General features: G+C 68.7%; 22 protein-coding genes. 5 read left to right on the forward strand and 17 right to left on the reverse strand.

The annotated features are described in order from the left end of the window. Positions 1-444 carry a limonene-1,2-epoxide hydrolase family protein gene (locus tag K0O62_RS12095; RefSeq protein ID WP_073857436.1) on the reverse strand — a complete coding sequence of 148 codons (444 nt, stop codon included), beginning with the start codon at positions 442-444 and terminating at the stop codon, positions 1-3. A gap of 42 nt (positions 445-486) precedes the next feature. Here K0O62_RS12095 and K0O62_RS12100 point away from each other — a divergent pair, with 42 nt between their 5' ends. Genes K0O62_RS12100 through K0O62_RS12110 form a run of 3 tightly spaced genes read left to right on the forward strand, consistent with a single transcriptional unit; the run spans position 487 to position 2,112 of the window. Next, positions 487-1,659, forward strand: coding sequence for a glycosyltransferase (locus K0O62_RS12100; RefSeq protein ID WP_073857437.1), 1,173 nt, complete (start codon positions 487-489; stop codon positions 1,657-1,659). Positions 1,660-1,668: 9 nt separating this feature from the next. Then, the gene (locus tag K0O62_RS12105) at positions 1,669-1,863 is read left to right on the forward strand and encodes a DUF3046 domain-containing protein (protein WP_073857438.1); all 195 of its coding nucleotides are present in this window, start codon (positions 1,669-1,671) and stop codon (positions 1,861-1,863) included. A gap of 45 nt (positions 1,864-1,908) precedes the next feature. Then, positions 1,909-2,112 carry a hypothetical protein gene (locus K0O62_RS12110; RefSeq protein WP_073857439.1) on the forward strand — a complete coding sequence of 68 codons (204 nt, stop codon included), beginning with the start codon at positions 1,909-1,911 and terminating at the stop codon, positions 2,110-2,112. Here the strand turns inward: K0O62_RS12110 and K0O62_RS12115 are convergent. The 16 genes from K0O62_RS12115 to K0O62_RS12185 form a co-directional block, all read right to left on the reverse strand. Further along, positions 2,066-2,818, reverse strand: coding sequence for a DUF6390 family protein (locus K0O62_RS12115; RefSeq protein WP_073857440.1), 753 nt, complete (start codon positions 2,816-2,818; stop codon positions 2,066-2,068). The two genes, K0O62_RS12110 and K0O62_RS12115, sit on opposite strands and share 47 nt — an antisense overlap. After that, positions 2,819-3,883: a hydrogenase expression/formation protein HypE gene (hypE, locus tag K0O62_RS12120; RefSeq protein ID WP_073857441.1), complete on the reverse strand. Its 1,065-nt coding sequence runs from the start codon at positions 3,881-3,883 to the stop codon at positions 2,819-2,821. After that, the gene (hypD, locus tag K0O62_RS12125; RefSeq protein ID WP_073857442.1) at positions 3,876-4,976 is read right to left on the reverse strand and encodes a hydrogenase formation protein HypD; all 1,101 of its coding nucleotides are present in this window, start codon (positions 4,974-4,976) and stop codon (positions 3,876-3,878) included. The genes hypE and hypD overlap by 8 nt, the downstream gene beginning before the upstream one ends. After that, the gene (locus tag K0O62_RS12130) at positions 4,973-5,239 is read right to left on the reverse strand and encodes a HypC/HybG/HupF family hydrogenase formation chaperone (RefSeq protein WP_073857443.1); all 267 of its coding nucleotides are present in this window, start codon (positions 5,237-5,239) and stop codon (positions 4,973-4,975) included. The genes hypD and K0O62_RS12130 overlap by 4 nt, the downstream gene beginning before the upstream one ends. Before the next feature lie 16 nt (positions 5,240-5,255). Beyond that, positions 5,256-7,538 (reverse strand): carbamoyltransferase HypF, encoded by a 2,283-nt coding sequence (gene hypF, locus K0O62_RS12135; protein WP_234800171.1) that lies wholly within the window; start codon positions 7,536-7,538, stop codon positions 5,256-5,258. Then, positions 7,535-7,771: a HypC/HybG/HupF family hydrogenase formation chaperone gene (locus K0O62_RS12140; protein WP_073857444.1), complete on the reverse strand. Its 237-nt coding sequence runs from the start codon at positions 7,769-7,771 to the stop codon at positions 7,535-7,537. The genes hypF and K0O62_RS12140 overlap by 4 nt, the downstream gene beginning before the upstream one ends. 4 nt (positions 7,772-7,775) lie before the next feature. Next, complete coding sequence (locus K0O62_RS12145) at positions 7,776-8,258, reverse strand: hydrogenase maturation protease (RefSeq protein WP_073857445.1); 483 nt, start codon at positions 8,256-8,258, stop codon at positions 7,776-7,778. 15 nt (positions 8,259-8,273) lie between these two features. Beyond that, a complete protein-coding gene (locus K0O62_RS29090; RefSeq protein ID WP_097934227.1) occupies positions 8,274-8,393 on the reverse strand; it encodes a DUF6893 family small protein in 120 nt (39 codons plus the stop codon). Then, positions 8,384-9,712, reverse strand: a complete 1,329-nt coding sequence (locus K0O62_RS12150) for a hypothetical protein (RefSeq protein WP_073857446.1) — start codon at positions 9,710-9,712, stop codon at positions 8,384-8,386. Before K0O62_RS12150 ends, K0O62_RS29090 begins: the two co-directional genes overlap by 10 nt. After that, positions 9,709-10,347, reverse strand: a complete 639-nt coding sequence (locus tag K0O62_RS12155) for a DUF6084 family protein (protein WP_073857447.1) — start codon at positions 10,345-10,347, stop codon at positions 9,709-9,711. Before K0O62_RS12155 ends, K0O62_RS12150 begins: the two co-directional genes overlap by 4 nt. Then, on the reverse strand, positions 10,344-10,976 hold the full coding sequence (locus K0O62_RS12160; RefSeq protein WP_073857448.1) for a DUF5947 family protein: 633 nt from the start codon (positions 10,974-10,976) through the stop codon (positions 10,344-10,346). Before K0O62_RS12160 ends, K0O62_RS12155 begins: the two co-directional genes overlap by 4 nt. Beyond that, a complete protein-coding gene (locus K0O62_RS12165) occupies positions 10,976-11,863 on the reverse strand; it encodes a NifU-related iron-sulfur-binding protein (protein WP_073857449.1) in 888 nt (295 codons plus the stop codon). The genes K0O62_RS12160 and K0O62_RS12165 overlap by 1 nt, the downstream gene beginning before the upstream one ends. A 3-nt stretch (positions 11,864-11,866) precedes the next feature. Beyond that, complete coding sequence (locus K0O62_RS12170; RefSeq protein ID WP_073857450.1) at positions 11,867-13,663, reverse strand: nickel-dependent hydrogenase large subunit; 1,797 nt, start codon at positions 13,661-13,663, stop codon at positions 11,867-11,869. Between the two features lie 84 nt (positions 13,664-13,747). Further along, the gene (locus K0O62_RS12175; protein ID WP_073857451.1) at positions 13,748-14,803 is read right to left on the reverse strand and encodes an NADH-quinone oxidoreductase subunit B family protein; all 1,056 of its coding nucleotides are present in this window, start codon (positions 14,801-14,803) and stop codon (positions 13,748-13,750) included. 166 nt (positions 14,804-14,969) lie between these two features. Further along, complete coding sequence (gene hypB / locus K0O62_RS12180) at positions 14,970-15,737, reverse strand: hydrogenase nickel incorporation protein HypB (RefSeq protein ID WP_073857452.1); 768 nt, start codon at positions 15,735-15,737, stop codon at positions 14,970-14,972. A 1-nt stretch (position 15,738) separates the two neighbouring features. Next, positions 15,739-16,068, reverse strand: a complete 330-nt coding sequence (locus K0O62_RS12185) for a hydrogenase maturation nickel metallochaperone HypA/HybF (RefSeq protein WP_073857453.1) — start codon at positions 16,066-16,068, stop codon at positions 15,739-15,741. A gap of 199 nt (positions 16,069-16,267) precedes the next feature. Between K0O62_RS12185 and recA the strand changes: the two genes are divergently transcribed. Together recA and recX are read left to right on the forward strand one after the other, a co-directional pair. Continuing rightward, complete coding sequence (gene recA, locus K0O62_RS12190; RefSeq protein WP_073857454.1) at positions 16,268-17,311, forward strand: recombinase RecA; 1,044 nt, start codon at positions 16,268-16,270, stop codon at positions 17,309-17,311. After that, positions 17,280-17,798, forward strand: coding sequence for a recombination regulator RecX (gene recX, locus K0O62_RS12195; RefSeq protein WP_073857455.1), 519 nt, complete (start codon positions 17,280-17,282; stop codon positions 17,796-17,798). The genes recA and recX overlap by 32 nt, the downstream gene beginning before the upstream one ends. The last annotated feature ends 2 nt before the right edge of the window (positions 17,799-17,800 follow it).

Raw genomic sequence — 17,800 nt, forward strand, 5'->3', positions numbered from 1 at the left:
TCAGAGTCTAGGGCGCAACCCGGGAATCACCGCGCCGATCACCCCGCGGACCAGCGCCTTGGCCATGTCGAACTGGTCGAAGTAATCCCGCCACAGGGTGATGCGGCCGTCGTGCACCTCGAACACCCCGCACACCCAGAACTTCAGGACGACGGGACCGATCCGGATCACGTCGGTGCGTTCGTTGAGCACGCTGACCCCGTCGGCGGCGCTGCGGTGGATCTTGACGTCGAAGCCCAGGTTGCGCCCCTCCATACCCTTGAACAGCTTCAGGGTGCGGGCGCGGCCGTGGATGGTCGGCAGGCCGACGTTCTGGTAGACGAGGTTCTCGTCGAGCAGGTCGGCCGCGGTGTCCAGGTCGGGTCCGCGCAACGAGAACAAGAAGCGATCCACCGTCGCGATGTTGTCGGTACCTGTGCCGGTCGGTGCCACCGGGTCGGTCATGCCTCTCAGGGTAGAGCGTCTCGGCTGTGACAGGGTGATGTTGTGAAGGTAGCCGTGGTCGCCGGACCCGATCCCGGTCATGCATTCCCGGCCATTGCGCTGTGCCTGCGCTTCCTGGCCGCGGGAGATTCCCCGACGCTGTTCACCGGGGAGCAGTGGCTCGACACCGCCCGCGCGGCGGGCGTCGACGCCGAGCTGCTGGCGGGTCTGGATCCCGACGACGGTGACGACGATCAGGACGCCGGGGCCAAGATCCACCACCGGGCGGCCCGGATGGCGGTGCTCAACGCGCCCGCCATGGGCACGCTGGCACCGGATCTGGTGTGCTCGGACGTGATCACCGCGTGCGGCGGGATGGCCGCCGAACTGCTCGGCCTGCCGTGGGTCGAAGTCGACCCGCACCCGCTCTATCTGCCGTCCAAGGGGTTGCCCCCGGTGGGCAGTGGTCTGGCCCCCGGCGTCGGTCTGCGTGGCCGGGTCCGCGACACGGTGTTGCGGACACTGACCGCACGTTCGATCCGGGCCGGGAACCGGGACCGGGCGGCGGCCCGGGCGGGTATCGGTCTGCCCGCGCGCGATCCGGGTCCGATGCGGCGTCTGATCGCGACGCTGCCGGCGTTGGAGGTCGAGCGCCCGGACTGGCCGGAGGAGGCCGTCCTGGTCGGACCGCTGCATTTCGAGCCGACCGAGGCGGTGCTGACGCCGCCGCCGGGGCGGGGCCCGCTGGTGATGGTCGCGCCGTCGACGGCGACCACCGGCACCACCGGCCTCGCCGAACTCGCGTTGAGCGCATTGGCGCCCGGGCGCGGGCTGCCGGCGGGCCTGCGGGTGGCGGTATCGCGGTTGGGCGGTGACGCATTGGCGGTGCCGGACTGGGCGGTGGTCGGCCTCGGACGCCAGGACGAACTGCTCGCCCACGCCGATGTGCTGGTGTGCGGGGGAGGCCACGGCATCGTGGCCAAATCGCTGCTGCACGGCGTGCCACTGGTTACCGTGCCCGGTGGCGGGGACCAGTGGGAGATCGCCAATCGTGTTGTCCGGCAAGGTAGCGGCCGGCTGATCCGGCCGCTGACGGCCGAGGCGTTGACCGCCGCCGTCGGCGAGGTCCTCGCCGACCCGACGTACCGGGCCGCCGCCGAACGGGCCCGGGCCGGGGCGGACGCGGTGGCCGATCCGGTACGGGTGTGCCATGACGCGCTCGGAGCGACTCGGTAGGTTGGCCGGGTGCGTCTCACCGAGTTCAACGAACGTGTCACCGGTCTGTTCGGTGGCGCCTACGGGGCGTCGGTGCTCGTCGACCACGTGTTGAGCGCGTTGGGCGGGCGCACCGCGGCCCAGGCCATCGAGGCCGGGGTGGATCCGCGCACCGTGTGGCGGGCGCTGTGCGCCGACTTCGATGTGCCGCGCGATCAGTGGTGAGAGCGGCATCTGTCGCTGCCGGCGTTTTCGGCGTATACCGGAGCTATGGGTCTGGGTGATCATCCGATGCGGACACCGTTCTACGGGGTGCTGTTGGTGATCGCCGCGCTGGCGCTGTGCTGGCTGGCGGCATCCGTCCTGACCGGATGGCCGGTGGGGCTGGGATATGCCGCCGCCGTCGTCGTGGGCGTGATCGGGTTCGTCATGACGCTGCGGGATCTCGACAACTTCCCGAACTGGCGTCGTTGAGCCGAGCGCGAGCCGAGTTCACCAGCGCCAGCGTGGCCGTCGTCGCCGCCGCCAGCCCGGCGCATTCCGCCGCGGTCAGGGTCCCGCACGCCCAGTCCCAGTGCGCGGACACCGTGTCCCCGGGCCGCGGCATCGCTGCCAACGAGGCCCCGTCGCGGCTCCACCGCACCCGGTCTACTGTCGGCGCCCCGAGTGCGAGCAGACCGTCCGCGTAGACCAACGGTCGCGATGTGATCACCGCGTGCTCGTCGGTGACCGATTCCACGACACCGGAGCGGATGCGGCAGTTCTGCATGATCCGCACCGGGGTCACCGGGTCGCGATCCAGGAACCGCACCCACGGGTAGACCACGAAGACATGGAAGCTGTGGTGCGCCAGCACACCTTCCGGCCCGGTCAGCTCCGCCAGCAGACCGGTGGCCTGGCCGCCGAACGCGGTGCGTAACCGGTGCAGTAGCCCGTCGGGGTCGACCCGGTCCAGCAGATCGCCGCCGATCCAGTACGAGCGCACCACGGCGTCATCGAGCGGGTCGGCTCCGCCGACGGCATCGGCCAGCGCCTGGAGATACGGCCAGGCGCCGTCGAATTCCCGCGCGTGAGCGCTGAGGGTGCCGGCCTGCAACAACTCCGCCGGATCCGGCGGCCCGCAGTAGCCGAGTTCGTTCGGCGGGTAGGCATACCGGGCGAACAGCGCGTCTCCGGTCATTCAGCAGATCCGCGGGAGCTGTTCACCGAGGGGGAGATCGACCACCCGGGTACCGCCCAGCGCGGTGCGGGCCACCACCATCCCCGGATGCTCGGCGACGCAGCGGCCGATCACCGCGGCCCGCACCCCGAGCGGATGGTCCAGCATGGCGGCCAGCACCCGTTTGGCGTCCCCGGGCGGCACGAACGCCAGCAGCTTGCCCTCGTTGGCGACCTGCAGCGGGTCCAGCCCGAGCAACCCGCACGCGTCACGCACCTCGGCCGGGATCGGGAGGGTGCGCTCATCGAGGGTCACACCCACCTGCGCGGCCCGCGCGATCTCGTTCAGCGTCGCGGCCACCCCGCCACGCGTCGGATCACGCAGCGCATGCACGTCCGCTCCGGTATCGATCATGGCGGCCACCAGCCCGTGCAGCGGTGCGGTGTCGCTGGCGACGGTGGTCCCGAACTCCAGCCCCTCGCGGCAGCTCATCACCGCCACCCCGTGCACACCGATATCGCCGCTGACGATGACCACGTCACCGGGCGCCGCCCGCTGTGGCCGGATGTCGGCGCGCGGGTCGACGACGCCGATCCCGGTGGTGTTGATGAACACGCCGTCCCCGTGCCCGGTGTCGACGACCTTGGTGTCGCCGGTGACGAGTTTCACGCCCGCCGCCAGTGCGGCCGTGCCGACCGCCTGCGCGACATGCGCGATGTCCTGCAGAGCGGTGCCCTCCTCCAGGATGAACGCCGTCGACAGCACCAGCGGGCGCGCGCCGGCCATCGCGAGATCGTTCACGGTGCCGTTCACCGCCAGATCGCCGATGGTGCCGCCGGGAAACGTCAACGGCTTCACCACGAACGAGTCGGTGGAGAACGCCAGCCGGGCATCGCCGACCGTGATCACCGCCGCGTCGCCCAGCCCGGCCTCGGCGGCCGGGCCGAACGCCGGCAGAAAGAGGTGTTCGATCAGTTCGGCCGACATCGCCCCACCGCCGCCGTGTCCCATCACGATGTTCGGGGCGTCGCGCAACGGTGCCGGGCACACCCACGACTCGATGTCGATGGCGGGGGTCTCAGGCATGGCTCACCTCCAGCCGTCGATAGAGGTAGTAGGCGGCGCACGCGCCCTCCGAGGAGACCATCGTCGCGCCCAGCGGGTGGCGCGGGGTGCACTCGTGGCCGAAGGCGGCGCACTCGTGCGGCTTGATCAGGCCTTGCAGTACCTCGCCGGAACGGCAGATCGCCGACTCGGGGGTGCGGATCCCGGTGACCGAAAAGCGTTGTTCGGCATCGTATTCCCGGTAACCGGCCGACAGGCGCCAGCCGCTGCGCGGGATCATGCCGATGCCGCGCCAGGTGCGGTCGGTCACCTCGAAGACGTCGGCCAGCATGGCCTGGGCGGCGACGTTGCCCTGCGCCTGCACCGCGCGCGGATAGGCGTTCTCCAGATCGTGGCGTCCCGATTCCAGCTGGATCACCGTGCGCCGGATCCCTTCCAGGATGTCGAGCGGTTCGAATCCGGTGACCACGATCGGGATCCGGTATTTCTCGGTGAGCGGCGGATATTCACCGGTGCCCATCACACAGCAGACGTGTCCGGCCGCGAGGAACGCCTGCACCCGGCAGGTCGGCGACTCCATGATGGCCGCGATCGCCGGCGGAACCAGCACGTGCGAGACCAGCAGCGAGAAGTTCTCGATTCCGTGAAGTCTGGCCTGGTACACCGTCATCGCGTTGGCGGGAGCGGTCGTCTCGAATCCGATCCCGAAGAACACCACCTGCCGGTGCGGGTTCTCCCGGGCGATGGTCAGCGCGTCCAGCGGCGAATAGACCACCCGGACGTCACCGCCCTCGCTCTTGACCTGGAGCAGATCCTTCGCACTGCCCGGAACCCGCAGCATGTCGCCGAACGAGCAGAAGATCACCTCGGGTGAGGCGGCGATCTCCAGGGCCTTGTCGATCATCTCCAGCGGCGTCACGCACACCGGGCAGCCGGGGCCGTGGATCATCTCGATCTGATCGGGCAGGAGCTGGTCGATACCGTGACGGATGATCGAATGCGTCTGCCCGCCACAGACTTCCATGATCGACCAGCGCCGGCTGGTGGCCGCCTTGATCTGGTCGACCAACCTGCCCGCCAGCTCGGGATCGCTGAACTCGTCCAAGTACTTCATGGCCTCACCCCGGTTGTCGTGTCACCGAATTCCTGCTCGAGTACGCCGAGATGCGCGAACTCGGCCAGCGTGCGCAGCGCCGATTCCTCGTCGAGGCGCTGGATGGCGAACCCCACATGCACGATCACGTAGTCACCGACGGCCGCATCGGGGATGTACTGCAGGCAGACGTCCTTCTGGATGCCACCGAAGTCGACGAGCGACATCAGGGTGCCGTCCCGCTCGGCCAGACTCAGGATCTTTCCTGGAACAGCCAGACACATCGGAGTTCTCCTTCTCTCACATCGAGTTGCCCACCAGCAATTGGCCGAGTGCCACACCGCCGTCGTTGGGCGGAACCCGGCGGTGCGTGATGACCTGGAAATCCCGGGCGCCCAGCGCGTCGAGGGCAAGCCGCAGCAGCAGCGCGTTCTGGAAAACCCCACCCGACAACGCGATGGTGGGTGCGCCCTGATCGGTGGCCTCGGCCAGCCCGAGGATCAGGTCGGCGACCGCCCGGTGGAACCGGGCGCCGATCAACCCCGCCCCGGCGCCGGCCCGCGCATCGGAGACGACGGCGGCCAGCACGGGGCCGGCATCGATGACGGCCGGGTCCCCGGAGTCGATGTGGAAGGTGTACCTGGTGTCACCGCAGTCGACACCACGCGAGTACCCCTCCAATTCGATCGCGGCCTGCGCCTCGTAGGCCACCGTCTGGCGCACCCCGGCCAGGGCGGACACCGCGTCGAACAGCCGCCCCATGCTGGAGGTGCGGACACATCCGAGCCCGGACCGGAGCTGATGAGCCAGCACGCCGCGCTCCTCCTCGGGGCAGGCCCGCACCGGCGCCAGATCGTCATCCCAGGGCAGGCCCGCGGACCACAGGTGGGCGAGTGCCATCCGGTACGGGCGCAGCACGCTGACGTCGCCTCCGGCCAGCGGCACGTATTTGAGCTGGGCCACCCGTCGATAGCCCTTGTAGTCGGCGAGCAGGACCTCGCCGCCCCAGATCGCGCCGTCGGGCCCGTAACCGGTGCCGTCGAAGGCGAAGCCCAGCACCGGCGCGGTGCCGTCGAGGCCGTGCTCGGCCATCACCGCCGCGATGTGCGCGTGGTGGTGCTGCACGGAGCGCAGGGGCCGCCCCGCGGCGTGCCGGCGGGCCCATGCGGTGGACCGGTACCCGGGGTGCGCGTCGGCGACCAGCGTCTCGGGCTGCACACCGGTCAGCGCCCGGAGGTGGCGCTGCGCCGCGTCGAAGGCGGACAACGTGGCCAGATCGTCCATATCGCCGATGTGCTGGCTCAGCCAGGCATACTTCCCGTCGCCGACGGCCAGGGTGTTCTTCAGGTCTGCCCCGACCGCCAGGGTGGGTGGGACGGGGCAGGGCAGCGCGACCGGAAGCGGGGCGTATCCGCGGGAACGGCGGATCGGGATGTGGTCCACACCGAAGGCCCGGACCACCGAGTCGTCGCAGGGGACCAGGATGGCCCGGTCGTGTGTCAGCCAGCCGTCGGCAAGACCGGCGAGTCGCCCGAGGGCGTCGGCATCGGTGAAGCAGATCGGCTCGCCACCCAGATTGCCCGAGGTCATCACCAGCACGGCCGGGCCGGGTTCGTCCCCGGGCAGCCCGAACAACATGGTGTGCAGCGGGGTGTAGGCCAGCATCACCCCGAGGTCGGGTAGGTGCGGTGCCACCGCGTCGGTCACCGCGGCCCCGGCCCGGCGGCCCAGCAGCACGATCGGGCGTTGCGGCCCGGTCAGCAACCGTTCGGACGCGGTGTCCAGCTCGACGATCGAGCGGGCGGCCGCCACATCGGTGACCATCACCGCGAACGGCTTGTCCCCGCGCCGTTTCCGGGTGCGTAGCGCACGCACCGCCGCCTCGTTCGTGCCGTCGCAGGCCAGGTGGTATCCGCCGACACCCTTGACGGCGAGGATTCCGCCGTCGCGCAGGAGGTTTCGCGCGCGCCCCAGTGCCTGCTCGCCGTCGGCGCGGTCACCGGCCGAATCCCGGTAACTCAGCGTCGGCCCGCAGTCGGGGCAGCACACCGGTTGGGCGTGGAAGCGGCGGTCGGCCGGGTCGGCATACTCGCGTGCACACGCGGCGCACATGGGGAACGCCGCCATGGTGGTCGAGGCGCGGTCATAGGGCAGCGCCGCGATGATGGTGAAGCGCGGACCGCAGTTGGTGCAGTTGACGAACGCGTGGCGATACCGGCGGTCGGTGGGATCGCGCTGTTCGGCGGCGCAGTCGGCGCACATCGCGACGTCGGGGGAGGCCAGGGTGCGGCCCCCGTCCGAGCGGGAGGTGTCGGCGATGACGAATCCGGTGCCACCGTGGAGTGGAATCACCTGTGTCTGAATGGTTTCGATGACCGCGAGCGGGGGCGGCCGGTCGCGCAGCCGGGCCAGGAAGTCCGCGATGGCAGCCGGATCGCCTTCGATCTCGATGACCGCGCCGGCGCTGTCGTTGCGCACCGATCCGGACAGACCCAGGGCGGCCGCGCATGCGTAGGCGAACGGCCGGAAGCCGACGCCCTGGACCACCCCGTGCACGCAGATCCGCAGCCGGTGGCGGGTCACGGACCGCTGCCCATCATCTTCAGGCCTTCCCAGGCCGCGTCGGCCCCGGCGGCGTCGGTCTTCTCGACGGCGAAACCCATGTGGATGAGCACCCAGTCGCCGGGGCCGAAGGTCTCCTCGGGCAGCATGCCGACGTTCACCTTGCGCGCCTCACCGGCCACGTCGACGAGCGCAAGCTGGTCGCCGTACCCGTCGAGCATCCGGATGACCTGCCCCGGGATTCCCAGACACATGGGCTCAGCCCTCCCGGCTCGGGACTCGGGTCAGCAGGTCGGCGATGACGCGTTCGACGGCCCCGACCGCGCCCGGGACGGCGGCGGCCACCGGTGCGGACAATCCGATACCGTCCGCGGTGCTGCCCACCTCACACCCGACGACGACGGTGTGCGGAGCGGCACCGCCGAGCGCGGTCAGACTGGCGAACACCGTGCCGGGATCCATCGCATGGGCGTCCAATCCCGCCGTGGCCGAAAGTGATTCGTGCTCGGCTTCGAAGGTGTGCACGGTGCCGGGCGCACCCCGGTCGGGCAGCGCATCGACGAGCACCAGCGCATCCCAGCCGTCGAGCAGGTCGTAGGCCAGGTGCATGCCCCTGATGCCGTAGTCGACCGCGCGCACCTCCGGTCGGTCCGGGTGGACATGGCGCATCACCTCGGGGCCGAAGCCGTCGTCTCCGAGGAATATGTTGCCGATCCCGGCAATCAGTATCCGGGGCGTGATGAGTTCTCCCTCAGCTCACATGCGGCGTATCTTCAGGTAACGCTCGACGTCGGGGATGGACTTCACCCCGATCACCGCGACGGCGAGGACCACGACGGCCATCACCGCCACCGAGATCCGACCGACTACTTCCATGGCGAACTCCTTCCGGTGAGCGGTTCCACCTCATCAGGGGCGAAGTACAGGTAGCGGCCGTACCAGTCGTGCAGATCGGCCGCCGGATCGTCGTCGAGGACGACACCGATGTGGGTGCCGCCGTCGACATCGGCGTGCACCGAGGTCACCCGCGCGGTTCGGTCGGCGTAGAAGAGATCCTGGGCGTCGGCGCGGCGCGACGGGTGCAGACGGACCCGGCTGCCCCGGGCCACCCGGGTGCCGCCGACCTCGACTGCGTCCAACTCGGGGCGAACGGCGTTGTCGGCCTCGGGATCCCACCAGTTCGTGCCGGTCGGGATGTCCGGGATCGGCGAGGGTGGCACGGCGTGCGGATCGCGCAGCACGCCGTGCAGGTCGAGCATGGCCTCGGGCGACATCGAGTCGCAGCGGTCGATGATCCGGGCCGCCAGCGGGTCGGTGGCCCGGGCCTGCGCCTTCTCCTGGTCGGTCATGGTCATCACCCGCAGGGTCAGGATCTCGTCGATCTCGCAGGAATCGTAGAGGTCGCCGCGGCTCTGCTCGGCGATCTCGGGATGGTCATAGAGAATGATCGGCGACACCAGCACCACGGAGGTGTCACCGGGGGGTCCTGCCAGTACCGGAAAACAGCGGTGCCGACGGCATCGCCGGACCGCGTCGACGGCCGTTGCGGGCGGTTCCAGAAGCGATACGAAACTGCCACCGGATGCGAGTGCGATGAGGTGGGTGCCGATCGGCGAGGTGGCGAGGGCTTGCCGGGCATCGGCCGGCGGGGCGCCGAGGTTGCGGACCGATGTCCAGATTCGCCGCAGCCCGTCCTCGGCTTCGACCTGCACCGTCAGTTCGGCGTGCAGGTCGGCGCGGCGGCGGATCAGCCTGCCGCCGTCGACCTGTTCGATCTCACTGCCACCGGCGACGGTGAGCGGATAGGTGTGTGTCCCGGGCCGGACGTCCAACGGTCCGAAGGAAAGCTCACATTCCACGGCCTCATCCCAGGTGAGGTAGGTCGATTCGGCCACCCTCAGTTCGCCGACGGGTTCGAACGTGTCGCCCACCCGACGCTGCACGGCGCGGTGTTGCAGGTGCAGGAACCGCACCACGATGTGCAGCGCGGCATCGGGTCCCGCGTGCAGCAGCAGGTCGGCACCGAGCGTGTCGTCCTCACCGAGTCCGCGTTCGGCTGCCCCGGACGGGCCCAGTACACCGAACTGCCAGCGGGACTGGTTCTTCCCGGACGTGGCGCGGTACGGGTAGAGCAGGTAACCCTCGTAGAGCACCGCGTCGGCGACGGCGCGGGCATGATCCCATCCGGGTTTCATCGCAGTTCCCTGGCCTCGCACAGCAGCTCGGTGATCGCATCGTCGAAGCCGAGCAGCCCGCGCGCCGACCGGAAGGTCGCCAGCGCGTCCAAGGTGTCGCGGGTCAGGCGCAGCCAACCGGCCGCCGGATAGTGCAGCCGGACGAGATCGCGCCACACCGCCACCGGCATGTCGAAGTCGGCGTCCCGGTCCCAGGGCACCTGCTGGACACTGAAGCCGGCCGCGCCCTGGGTGAAAACGGTGCCGCTGAACAGAAATTGGAGCGGCACCGTGCCGGCGTCGAGGGCCAGCAGATACTTCGCAGCCTTGACCTCGAAATCGTAGGTGCACACCAGCGGTAGTTCGACGACGGTGTCCCCGGTGAATCCGGGCACCACAGTCGACGTGTGCTGCCACAGGAAGGTGTGCTGACTGGTCGACCATCGTTCCCGCCGGCCGAACAGGTCGACCAGGCCGGCGCCCTCATCGTCGGTATAGCTGCGCCGCAACGGATCGATCCGGACCTGAGCGCGCAGGGCGACGGCGTGGATCGGTTCGGGGCCGTCGGCGCTGATCCCGATACGCGCCATGAGGACCGGGGTGGCGGCGTAGGGCTCCGGGGCGATGCCTTCGACGGTGAAACCGAGTTCGGTCATGGGCGGCGCACCGACCGGGAGCGTGTGTCGAGGACATCGAAGAAGCCGTCGACGAAGTCGTGGGCCTCGCGCCCGCCGTCGAACCCCCGCCACAGCATGCGCAGTTGTCCGACGAACTCGTAGCAGGCGTCGATCGGCACCAGATAGCCCCGCGGCGCGGCGTCGGCCAGGCGCACCAACAGCGCCTCGGTGTCGGCGGCCGGTAGGTCCACCCGGGGCTCGGCGGCGCGAATGTCGTTCCAGGCCTGCAGGTCCAGGTCCGATTCGGTGGCGCCGGCGGGCCCGGGATAGAACGCGACGGTGCGGTCGAGAGCGGAATTGTGGAAGAAGAAGGCCAGGCCCACCGGGATCTGCAGGCGCTCCCACGCGCGCCGGTCCATCGCCAGGTCGGGGAAGGCCAGATACCGGTCCGGGACGGCGCGGTAGCGCAGCGTCGCGTCCACATCGGTGAACAGCAGATAGCAGCCGCGGCAGACGCACATCAGTTGTCTGCCTTCGACATCGACCACATGCTGATGGGCTTCTGGGAACGGCACCGCGCACATCTCGCACCGGCGGCCCGCCGACTGGGGTGCGACGCGGTCGGCCCGGATCCGCGACAGCACGTCGGCGATGCTGCCGCCGGGCATCACGCCACCTCCGCGGACGGGGGCACGGCCAGGGACAGCACCCCGTCGCGTTCGAGCACGGGCAGTGGATCCAGATGGTCCTCGCCGCCGACGCCGCGCCCGGCGTGGACCACGTCGAACCCGGCTGCGCAGCCGGGGCAGTCCAGTACCGCACCGGTCAGCCGGGCGCCGGCCATGGACCCGGCGCAGGTGCCGCACCGGTCCCGGTAGGCGAACACGGCCCCGTCGACCCGGCAGGCCAGTGCCGTCATCCCCGCGACGCGGAAGCCGCCCACCTCGCCCTCGCGCAGGTCGGCCATCTGCGGCACCGGCAGCCAGGTGGCCTGCCCGCCGGTGGCGCGGACCCGGCTCAGCAGCGACTCCGCCGGGATCACCCCTGACTCCGGCGCCGATCCGGTGACCACCTCGATGACCGAGATCTCCGGTGCGGCCCCCCGGACCGCGTCCTCGACCGCCAGTTCCAGCGTCACCGCCGAGGACGGGCAGGTCTTGCAGCTGCCCAGCAACTGCAGTCGCGCGACGTCGTCGGTCACCGCCAGCAGCGACACGTCGCCGCCGTGCGACCCGAGGTAGGGCCGGACCTTGTCCAGCGCGTCGCGAACCCGTCGCTCGGTGCTGTGCGGATGCAACCCGTGCACCAGCAACAGGCCGGCGACGAGGTCGTCGGCGGCGAACGTCTGCACCAGTTCGGGCTGCGCGGCCCCGGCCGCGGCCGTCATCCGCTCCAGCGCCGCCCCGTAGAGATCGGTCACCTCGCGGACCAGTTGCTCGGCGCGTTCGCGGGCGACCGGCCCGGCGGCGGCGAGCGCATCGAGCAGCGTCTGGATCCGATCGCCGGCCCCGTGCCACTGTGCGTCGTCGGGACTCGGCGGCGTCGGCGGGGCCATCGGCTATTCCCCGGTCACCGACTGGGTGGGGGAGTGCAGCAGATCCAGTTGGGCGCCCTTACCCAGGTACATGTGCACCCCGCAGGGCAGGCACGGATCGAAACTGCGCACCGTGCGCATGATGTCGATGCCCTTGAAATGCTCGCGGTCGTTCTCCTCGAAGATCGGCAGGCCCTGCACCGCATCCTCATAGGGGCCCGGCGTGCCGTAGCTGTCGCGAGGACTGGCGTTCCACGGTGTCGGGGGATACGGGTGGTAGTTGGCGATCTTGCCGTTGCGGATCACCATGTGGTGCGAGAGCACACCGCGCACCGCCTCGGTGAACCCGCAGCTGATCGCCTCATCGGGCACCTCGAACCGCTCCCAGGTCTTGGTGCGCCCGGCCCGGATCTCCACCAGCGCCTTCTCGCAGAAGTACAGTGCCGCCGCCGCGGCATAGGCCTGGAAGTAGGACCGCGCCCGATTGCGTTCCAGGGTGTTGCTGCCGTGCACCGGTATCTTCCACTCCAGTTCGACAGGCCCCTTCAGCGCGGTCTTGGGCAGGTTGATCTGCACGCTGGTGCCGGTGGACTTGACGTAGCCGATGTCGACCATGCCCGCCAGCGCAGTCGACCACATCCGGGCCAGTGCACCGCCGCCGGTGTCCAGTGCCAGATGGTCGGTGCCGTCGAACCAGCGCGGCGACATCACCCAGCTGTACTTGTCGTCCATATCGCGTTTCTGCGGCTGCGGGTTGGTGTGCTGGTTCCATGGGTGGCGGCGATCCACCGGATTGCCCAGCGGGTCGTTGGTGACGAACATCTCCTGGTCGGTCCAGTCTTCATAGAAGCTGTGGCCCAACAGGATCCGGATACCCAGATTGATGTCGACGAGCGAGTGGGTGACCAGCTTCCCGTCCACCACCACGCCGGGGGTCACGAACATCGCGTCACCCCAGCGTTCCATGTCCCGGTAGGCGAAATTGCACACCTCGGGGTTCTGGAACGAGCCCCAGCAGCCGAGCAGGGTGCGGCGCAGGCCCACCCGTTCGTATCCGGGCAGGGCCTCGTAGAAGAAGTCGAACAGATCGTCGTGCATCGGCACGACCTTCTTCATGAACTCGATGTAGCGCATGAGTCGCGTCATGTAGTCGGTCATCAACTGGACGGTCGCCACCGTGCCGACTCCGCCCGGGTACAGCGTCGACGGGTGGACGTGGCGACCTTCCATGAGGCAGAACATCTCTCGGGTCAGCCTGCTGACCTGCAGTGCTTCCCGGTAGAACTCCCCGGTGAACGGGTTGAGCGCACGCATGATGTCGGCGACCGTGCGGTGGCCGTGCATGTCGGCGCGCGGGGCGGCGGTCTTCTCGGCTCTGGCCAGCACACTGGGATTGGTCTCGCCGACCATCTTCTCGCAGTAGTCGACCGCGACCAGGTTCTCCTGGAAGATGTTGTGGTCGAACATGTATTCCGCGGCTTCGCCCAGATTGATCAGCCATTCGCCCAGGTGTGGGGGCTGTACGCCGTAGGCCATGTTCTGCGCGTAGCACGAACAGGTCGCGTGGTTGTCGCCGCAGATGCCGCAGATGCGGCTGGTGATGAAGTGCGCGTCGCGGGGGTCCTTGCCCTTCATGAAGACCGAATAACCCCGGAAGATCGACGACGTGCTGTGGCACTCCGCCACCTCGCGGTTGTCGAAGTCGATCTTGGTGTAGATGCCGAGGCTACCGACGATCCGGGTGATCGGATCCCAGGCCATATCCACGAGTTTGGCGGGTTCACCCGGTACGCGGGTCTGGCCGGGGGCGGTCGCTGTCATCGGCTTCTTCTCTCTGTGATGCTGCGCTGCAACATGTTCGACCAAGGTCGGACGTAGCCGTTCAGGTGTGCCGAGAATCCGGCACTACCAGGTGCGGGCCGCTGCGGAATCCAGTTGTGTGGTGGGTCGACGCCATTGGGGTTCGTGGTCGAGTGTGCGTCCGGTGATGTGGCGCAGGGTGCGGATCACCGAGCCATAGATCTCGGACCCCGTGGAGGACAGCTTTCCGCCGGGGGGTTCGTCCATGAACGGCATGAACTTGTCCGGAAAGCCCGGCATGGTGCAGCCGATGCAGATGCCGCCGACATTCGGGCACCCGCCGACACCGTCCATCCAACCCCGTTTGGGCACATTGCATTTCACCACCGGGCCCCAGCACCCCAGTTTCACGATGCACTTCGGCGATCCGTACTCGGTGGCGAAGTCACCCTGCTCGTAGTAGCCGCCACGGTCGCAGCCCTCGTGGACCGTCGCCCCGAACAGCCATGTCGGCCGTAACGCGTCGTCGAGCGGGATCATCGGCGCCTGGTCGGTGGCCATGTAGAGCAGGTAGGTCAACGTCTCCGACAGATTGTCGGGCTGGACCGGACACCCCGGCACACACACGATCGGGACGCCGGCCTTGGATTTCCAGTTCCAGCCGAGGTAGTCGGGTACGCCCATCGCGCCGGTCGGGTTACCCGCCATCGCGTGGATGCCGCCGTAGGTGGCGCACGTCCCGGCCGCCACCACGATGGTGGCCTTCGGGGTGAGCCGGTCCAGCCATTCGCTGGTGGTGATCGGCTGGCCGGTGGCGGGGTCGGTGCCGAACCCGCACCAGTAGCCTTCGTCCTTGTTCTTCTCGTCGGGGATGGACCCCTCGACGACCAGTACGAACGGCTCCAATTCGCCTCGGTCGGCTTTGAAGAACCATTCGAGGAAGTCGTCGGCCCCACCGTTGGGTCCGCATTCGAAGTCGATCAAGGGCCAGTGGAAGGCGATCCTGGGCAGGCCGGGAAGCGCGCCGAGGGCGATCTCCTCGACGCTCGGGAGGGTGGCGGCAGTCAACGCCACGGAATCGCCGTCACAACTCAGGCCGGCGTTGATCCAGAGCACGTGGATCAACGTGTCTTCTGCTTTGACTGCTGCCGATGTGGGCATAGCGCAGTTCTTTCCGGGACGGGCTGGGTCCCTGCATGGAACTATTCAGGACGATCTGTTCGGGGCGATCTACCCGCGGGCGAGCTGAATCCCCTCCGTCGCAGGAGTCGACGTGCGGCTCGAAATGCGGCGCTGATACTGGGTCTACTCCCGGTGATCTGACTTGTCAACGGCTGGCCGCGGAGACCGGCGAACGGTCGGTGATCCAGGCGTGCCACGCCGCGGTGCCCGCTCCGGTGGTGGCCGACAGCGGCAGGATCTCGGCGCCGTGGTTCACCGAGCGCAGGGCCCGCCGAAAGGCGTCGAGATCGAAGTCCACATAGGGCAGCAGATCCACCTTGTTGACCACCACCAGATCCGCCGCGGCGAACATGTGCGGATACTTCAGCGGCTTGTCGGCGCCCTCGGTGACCGAGATGACCACCACCATGGCGTGCTCACCGAGGTCGAACAGCGCCGGGCAGACCAGATTGCCGACGTTCTCGATGAACAACAACGAATCGGGCTCCGGTTCCAGGGTGTGCAGCGCCTCGTGGACCATCCGGGCGTCGAGATGACAGCCAGTTCCGGTGTTGATCTGCACCGCACGGGCGCCGGTGGCCCGGATTCGCTCGGCGTCGAGCAGCGTCTCCTGATCACCCTCGATGACCGTGACGGCGTGGCCGCCGATCAGCGCGCCGATGGTGTGCTCCAGCAGGGTGGTCTTGCCGGCGCCCGGCGAACTGGCGACGTTGAGCGCGACGATGTGACGTTCGGCCAGCCAGGCCCGGTTCAACTCGGCCTGCTGGTCGTTTCTGGCCAGGACCTTCTGTTCGAGTGAGACGGTCTCGGTGTGGGGGTGGGCATGCTCGTGGGGATGCACGTGGCCGGGGGCATGATCGTGAAGGGTGATGGTGGCCGCGTTCTCGTCGCCGCAGCCGCAGGTAGCGCACATGTCAACTCACTTCCATCGACAGGATCTTGAGTTCGCGCCCGGTCAGCACCTCGACATCGGCGCTGCCGCAGCGACACAGCAGGATGGGGTCGGCCACCGCGAAGTGCAGTCCACAATCGCGGCATCGGGCGGCGCCCGGAGGGATGTCCAGATCGAGGCGGGCGCCGGCGGCGAGGGTGCCCTCGGTGGCCAGGTCGAAACAGAACCGCACCGAGTCGGGTACCACCGCGCACAGCGCCCCGATCTCGATCCGGACGCTGAGCACCCGGCGCCCGGCGGCGTGCTCGCATACCGCCTCGACGACACTCTGGGTGATGGCCATCTCGTGCATATCGTCCCGCTTCGGACCGGTGACCTCACGATATGTCCATATCTGCCGGTGCACAACGGCGTGTCTTTCTTGCCTTCGAACACCTGTTCGCTAATCTGGTGAATGTTCGACCGAAGTTACTTGTCGGTGGTGGCACCTATGGTCACAGCCAACCGACCGGAACCCCGGTCAACCGCACGACTACCGGAGAGGTACTCCCATGGCGCCACAGGCTCCCGATCGCGATAAAGCACTCGAACTGGCGATGGCTCAGATCGAGAAGAACTACGGCAAGGGTTCGGTGATGCGCCTCGGTGAAGAGGTCCGCCAACCCATCTCGGTGATCCCGACGGGATCGATCTCACTCGATGTGGCGCTGGGCATCGGCGGTCTGCCGCGTGGCCGCGTCGTCGAGATCTACGGCCCGGAATCCTCGGGTAAGACCACCGTTGCGCTGCACGCGGTGGCCAATGCGCAGGCGGCCGGCGGTATCGCGGCGTTCATCGACGCCGAGCACGCGCTGGATCCCGAGTACGCCAAGAAGCTCGGTGTGGACACCGACGCGCTGCTGGTGTCCCAGCCCGACACCGGTGAGCAGGCCCTGGAGATCGCCGACATGCTGGTGCGCTCCGGTGCGCTGGACATCCTGGTCATCGACTCGGTGGCCGCCCTGGTGCCGCGCGCCGAGATCGAGGGCGAGATGGGCGACAGCCACGTCGGTCTGCAGGCCCGCCTGATGAGCCAGGCGCTGCGCAAGATGACCGGCGCCCTGAGCAACTCGGGCACCACCGCGATCTTCATCAACCAGCTCCGCGAGAAGATCGGCGTGATGTTCGGTTCGCCGGAGACCACCACGGGCGGTAAGGCGCTGAAGTTCTACGCCTCCGTGCGTCTGGACGTCCGGCGCATCGAAACCCTCAAGGACGGCACCGATGCGGTCGGTAACCGCACCCGGGTCAAGGTCGTCAAGAATAAGGTTTCGCCGCCGTTCAAGCAGGCCGAGTTCGACATCCTGTACGGCCACGGCATCAGCCGCGAAGGCTCGCTCATCGACATGGGTGTCGAGCACGGCTTCATCCGCAAGTCGGGATCCTGGTTCACCTATGAGGGCGAGCAGCTGGGTCAGGGCAAGGAGAACGCCCGAAAGTACCTGTTGGAGAACGTCGATGTCGCCAACGAGATCGAGAAGAAGATCAAGGAGAAGCTCGGCATCGGTGCCGTGCTGACCGACGATGACGTCCTTCCCGCCCCCGTCGACTTCTGAGCCTGTCAAGCGCGAGGAGCAGGCGCGGGACTTGTGTCTGCGCCTGCTCACCGTGCGTGCCCGCACCCGGGCCGAGCTCGAAACCCGGCTGACCGACCGCGGCTTCCCCGACGAGGTCAGCACCCGGGTGCTCGACCGGCTGGTCGAGGTGGGCCTGCTCGATGACGCCGCCTTCGCGCAGGAGTGGGTCCGTACCCGACGGGTCAACGCCGGAAAAGGCAAGCGCGCGTTGGCCGTCGAGCTGCGCAAAAAGGGCGTCGACGCCGATGTGATCGCCGAGACGCTGGACAGCGTGGACGCGGGGGAGTGGCGGGTTCGGGCCGAGGAACTGGTGGCCGGCAAGCTGCGCCGGGAGAACCTCGACGACGAAGTGAAGGTGACCAGGAGGTTGGTGGGCCTGCTCGCGCGGCGGGGCTACAACCAGGGGATGGCCTTCGACGTGGTCAAGACGCAACTGGCCCAGGAGCGCGAACGGCGCTCCGTCTAGAC

Source organism: Mycolicibacterium diernhoferi, assembly GCF_019456655.1.
GTDB classification, from domain to species: Bacteria; Actinomycetota; Actinomycetes; order Mycobacteriales; family Mycobacteriaceae; genus Mycobacterium; species Mycobacterium diernhoferi.

Coding starts and splice junctions, on each gene's coding strand:
- K0O62_RS12150 (WP_073857446.1), bottom strand. CDS start 9,712: ATGAAACCCGGATGGGATCATGCCCGCGCCGTCGCCGACGCGGTGCTC.
- K0O62_RS12130 (WP_073857443.1), bottom strand. CDS start 5,239: ATGTGTCTGGCTGTTCCAGGAAAGATCCTGAGTCTGGCCGAGCGGGAC.
- K0O62_RS12095 (WP_073857436.1), bottom strand. CDS start 444: ATGACCGACCCGGTGGCACCGACCGGCACAGGTACCGACAACATCGCG.
- recA (WP_073857454.1), top strand. CDS start 16,268: ATGGCGCCACAGGCTCCCGATCGCGATAAAGCACTCGAACTGGCGATG.
- K0O62_RS12165 (WP_073857449.1), bottom strand. CDS start 11,863: ATGGCCCCGCCGACGCCGCCGAGTCCCGACGACGCACAGTGGCACGGG.
- K0O62_RS12115 (WP_073857440.1), bottom strand. CDS start 2,818: ATGACCGGAGACGCGCTGTTCGCCCGGTATGCCTACCCGCCGAACGAA.
- K0O62_RS12155 (WP_073857447.1), bottom strand. CDS start 10,347: ATGACCGAACTCGGTTTCACCGTCGAAGGCATCGCCCCGGAGCCCTAC.
- K0O62_RS12170 (WP_073857450.1), bottom strand. CDS start 13,663: ATGACAGCGACCGCCCCCGGCCAGACCCGCGTACCGGGTGAACCCGCC.
- K0O62_RS12185 (WP_073857453.1), bottom strand. CDS start 16,068: ATGCACGAGATGGCCATCACCCAGAGTGTCGTCGAGGCGGTATGCGAG.
- recX (WP_073857455.1), top strand. CDS start 17,280: ATGACGTCCTTCCCGCCCCCGTCGACTTCTGAGCCTGTCAAGCGCGAG.
- K0O62_RS12140 (WP_073857444.1), bottom strand. CDS start 7,771: ATGTGTCTGGGAATCCCGGGGCAGGTCATCCGGATGCTCGACGGGTAC.
- K0O62_RS12175 (WP_073857451.1), bottom strand. CDS start 14,803: ATGCCCACATCGGCAGCAGTCAAAGCAGAAGACACGTTGATCCACGTG.
- K0O62_RS12110 (WP_073857439.1), top strand. CDS start 1,909: ATGGGTCTGGGTGATCATCCGATGCGGACACCGTTCTACGGGGTGCTG.
- hypB (WP_073857452.1), bottom strand. CDS start 15,737: ATGTGCGCTACCTGCGGCTGCGGCGACGAGAACGCGGCCACCATCACC.
- K0O62_RS29090 (WP_097934227.1), bottom strand. CDS start 8,393: ATGGAAGTAGTCGGTCGGATCTCGGTGGCGGTGATGGCCGTCGTGGTC.
- hypE (WP_073857441.1), bottom strand. CDS start 3,883: ATGCCTGAGACCCCCGCCATCGACATCGAGTCGTGGGTGTGCCCGGCA.
- K0O62_RS12160 (WP_073857448.1), bottom strand. CDS start 10,976: ATGCCCGGCGGCAGCATCGCCGACGTGCTGTCGCGGATCCGGGCCGAC.
- hypD (WP_073857442.1), bottom strand. CDS start 4,976: ATGAAGTACTTGGACGAGTTCAGCGATCCCGAGCTGGCGGGCAGGTTG.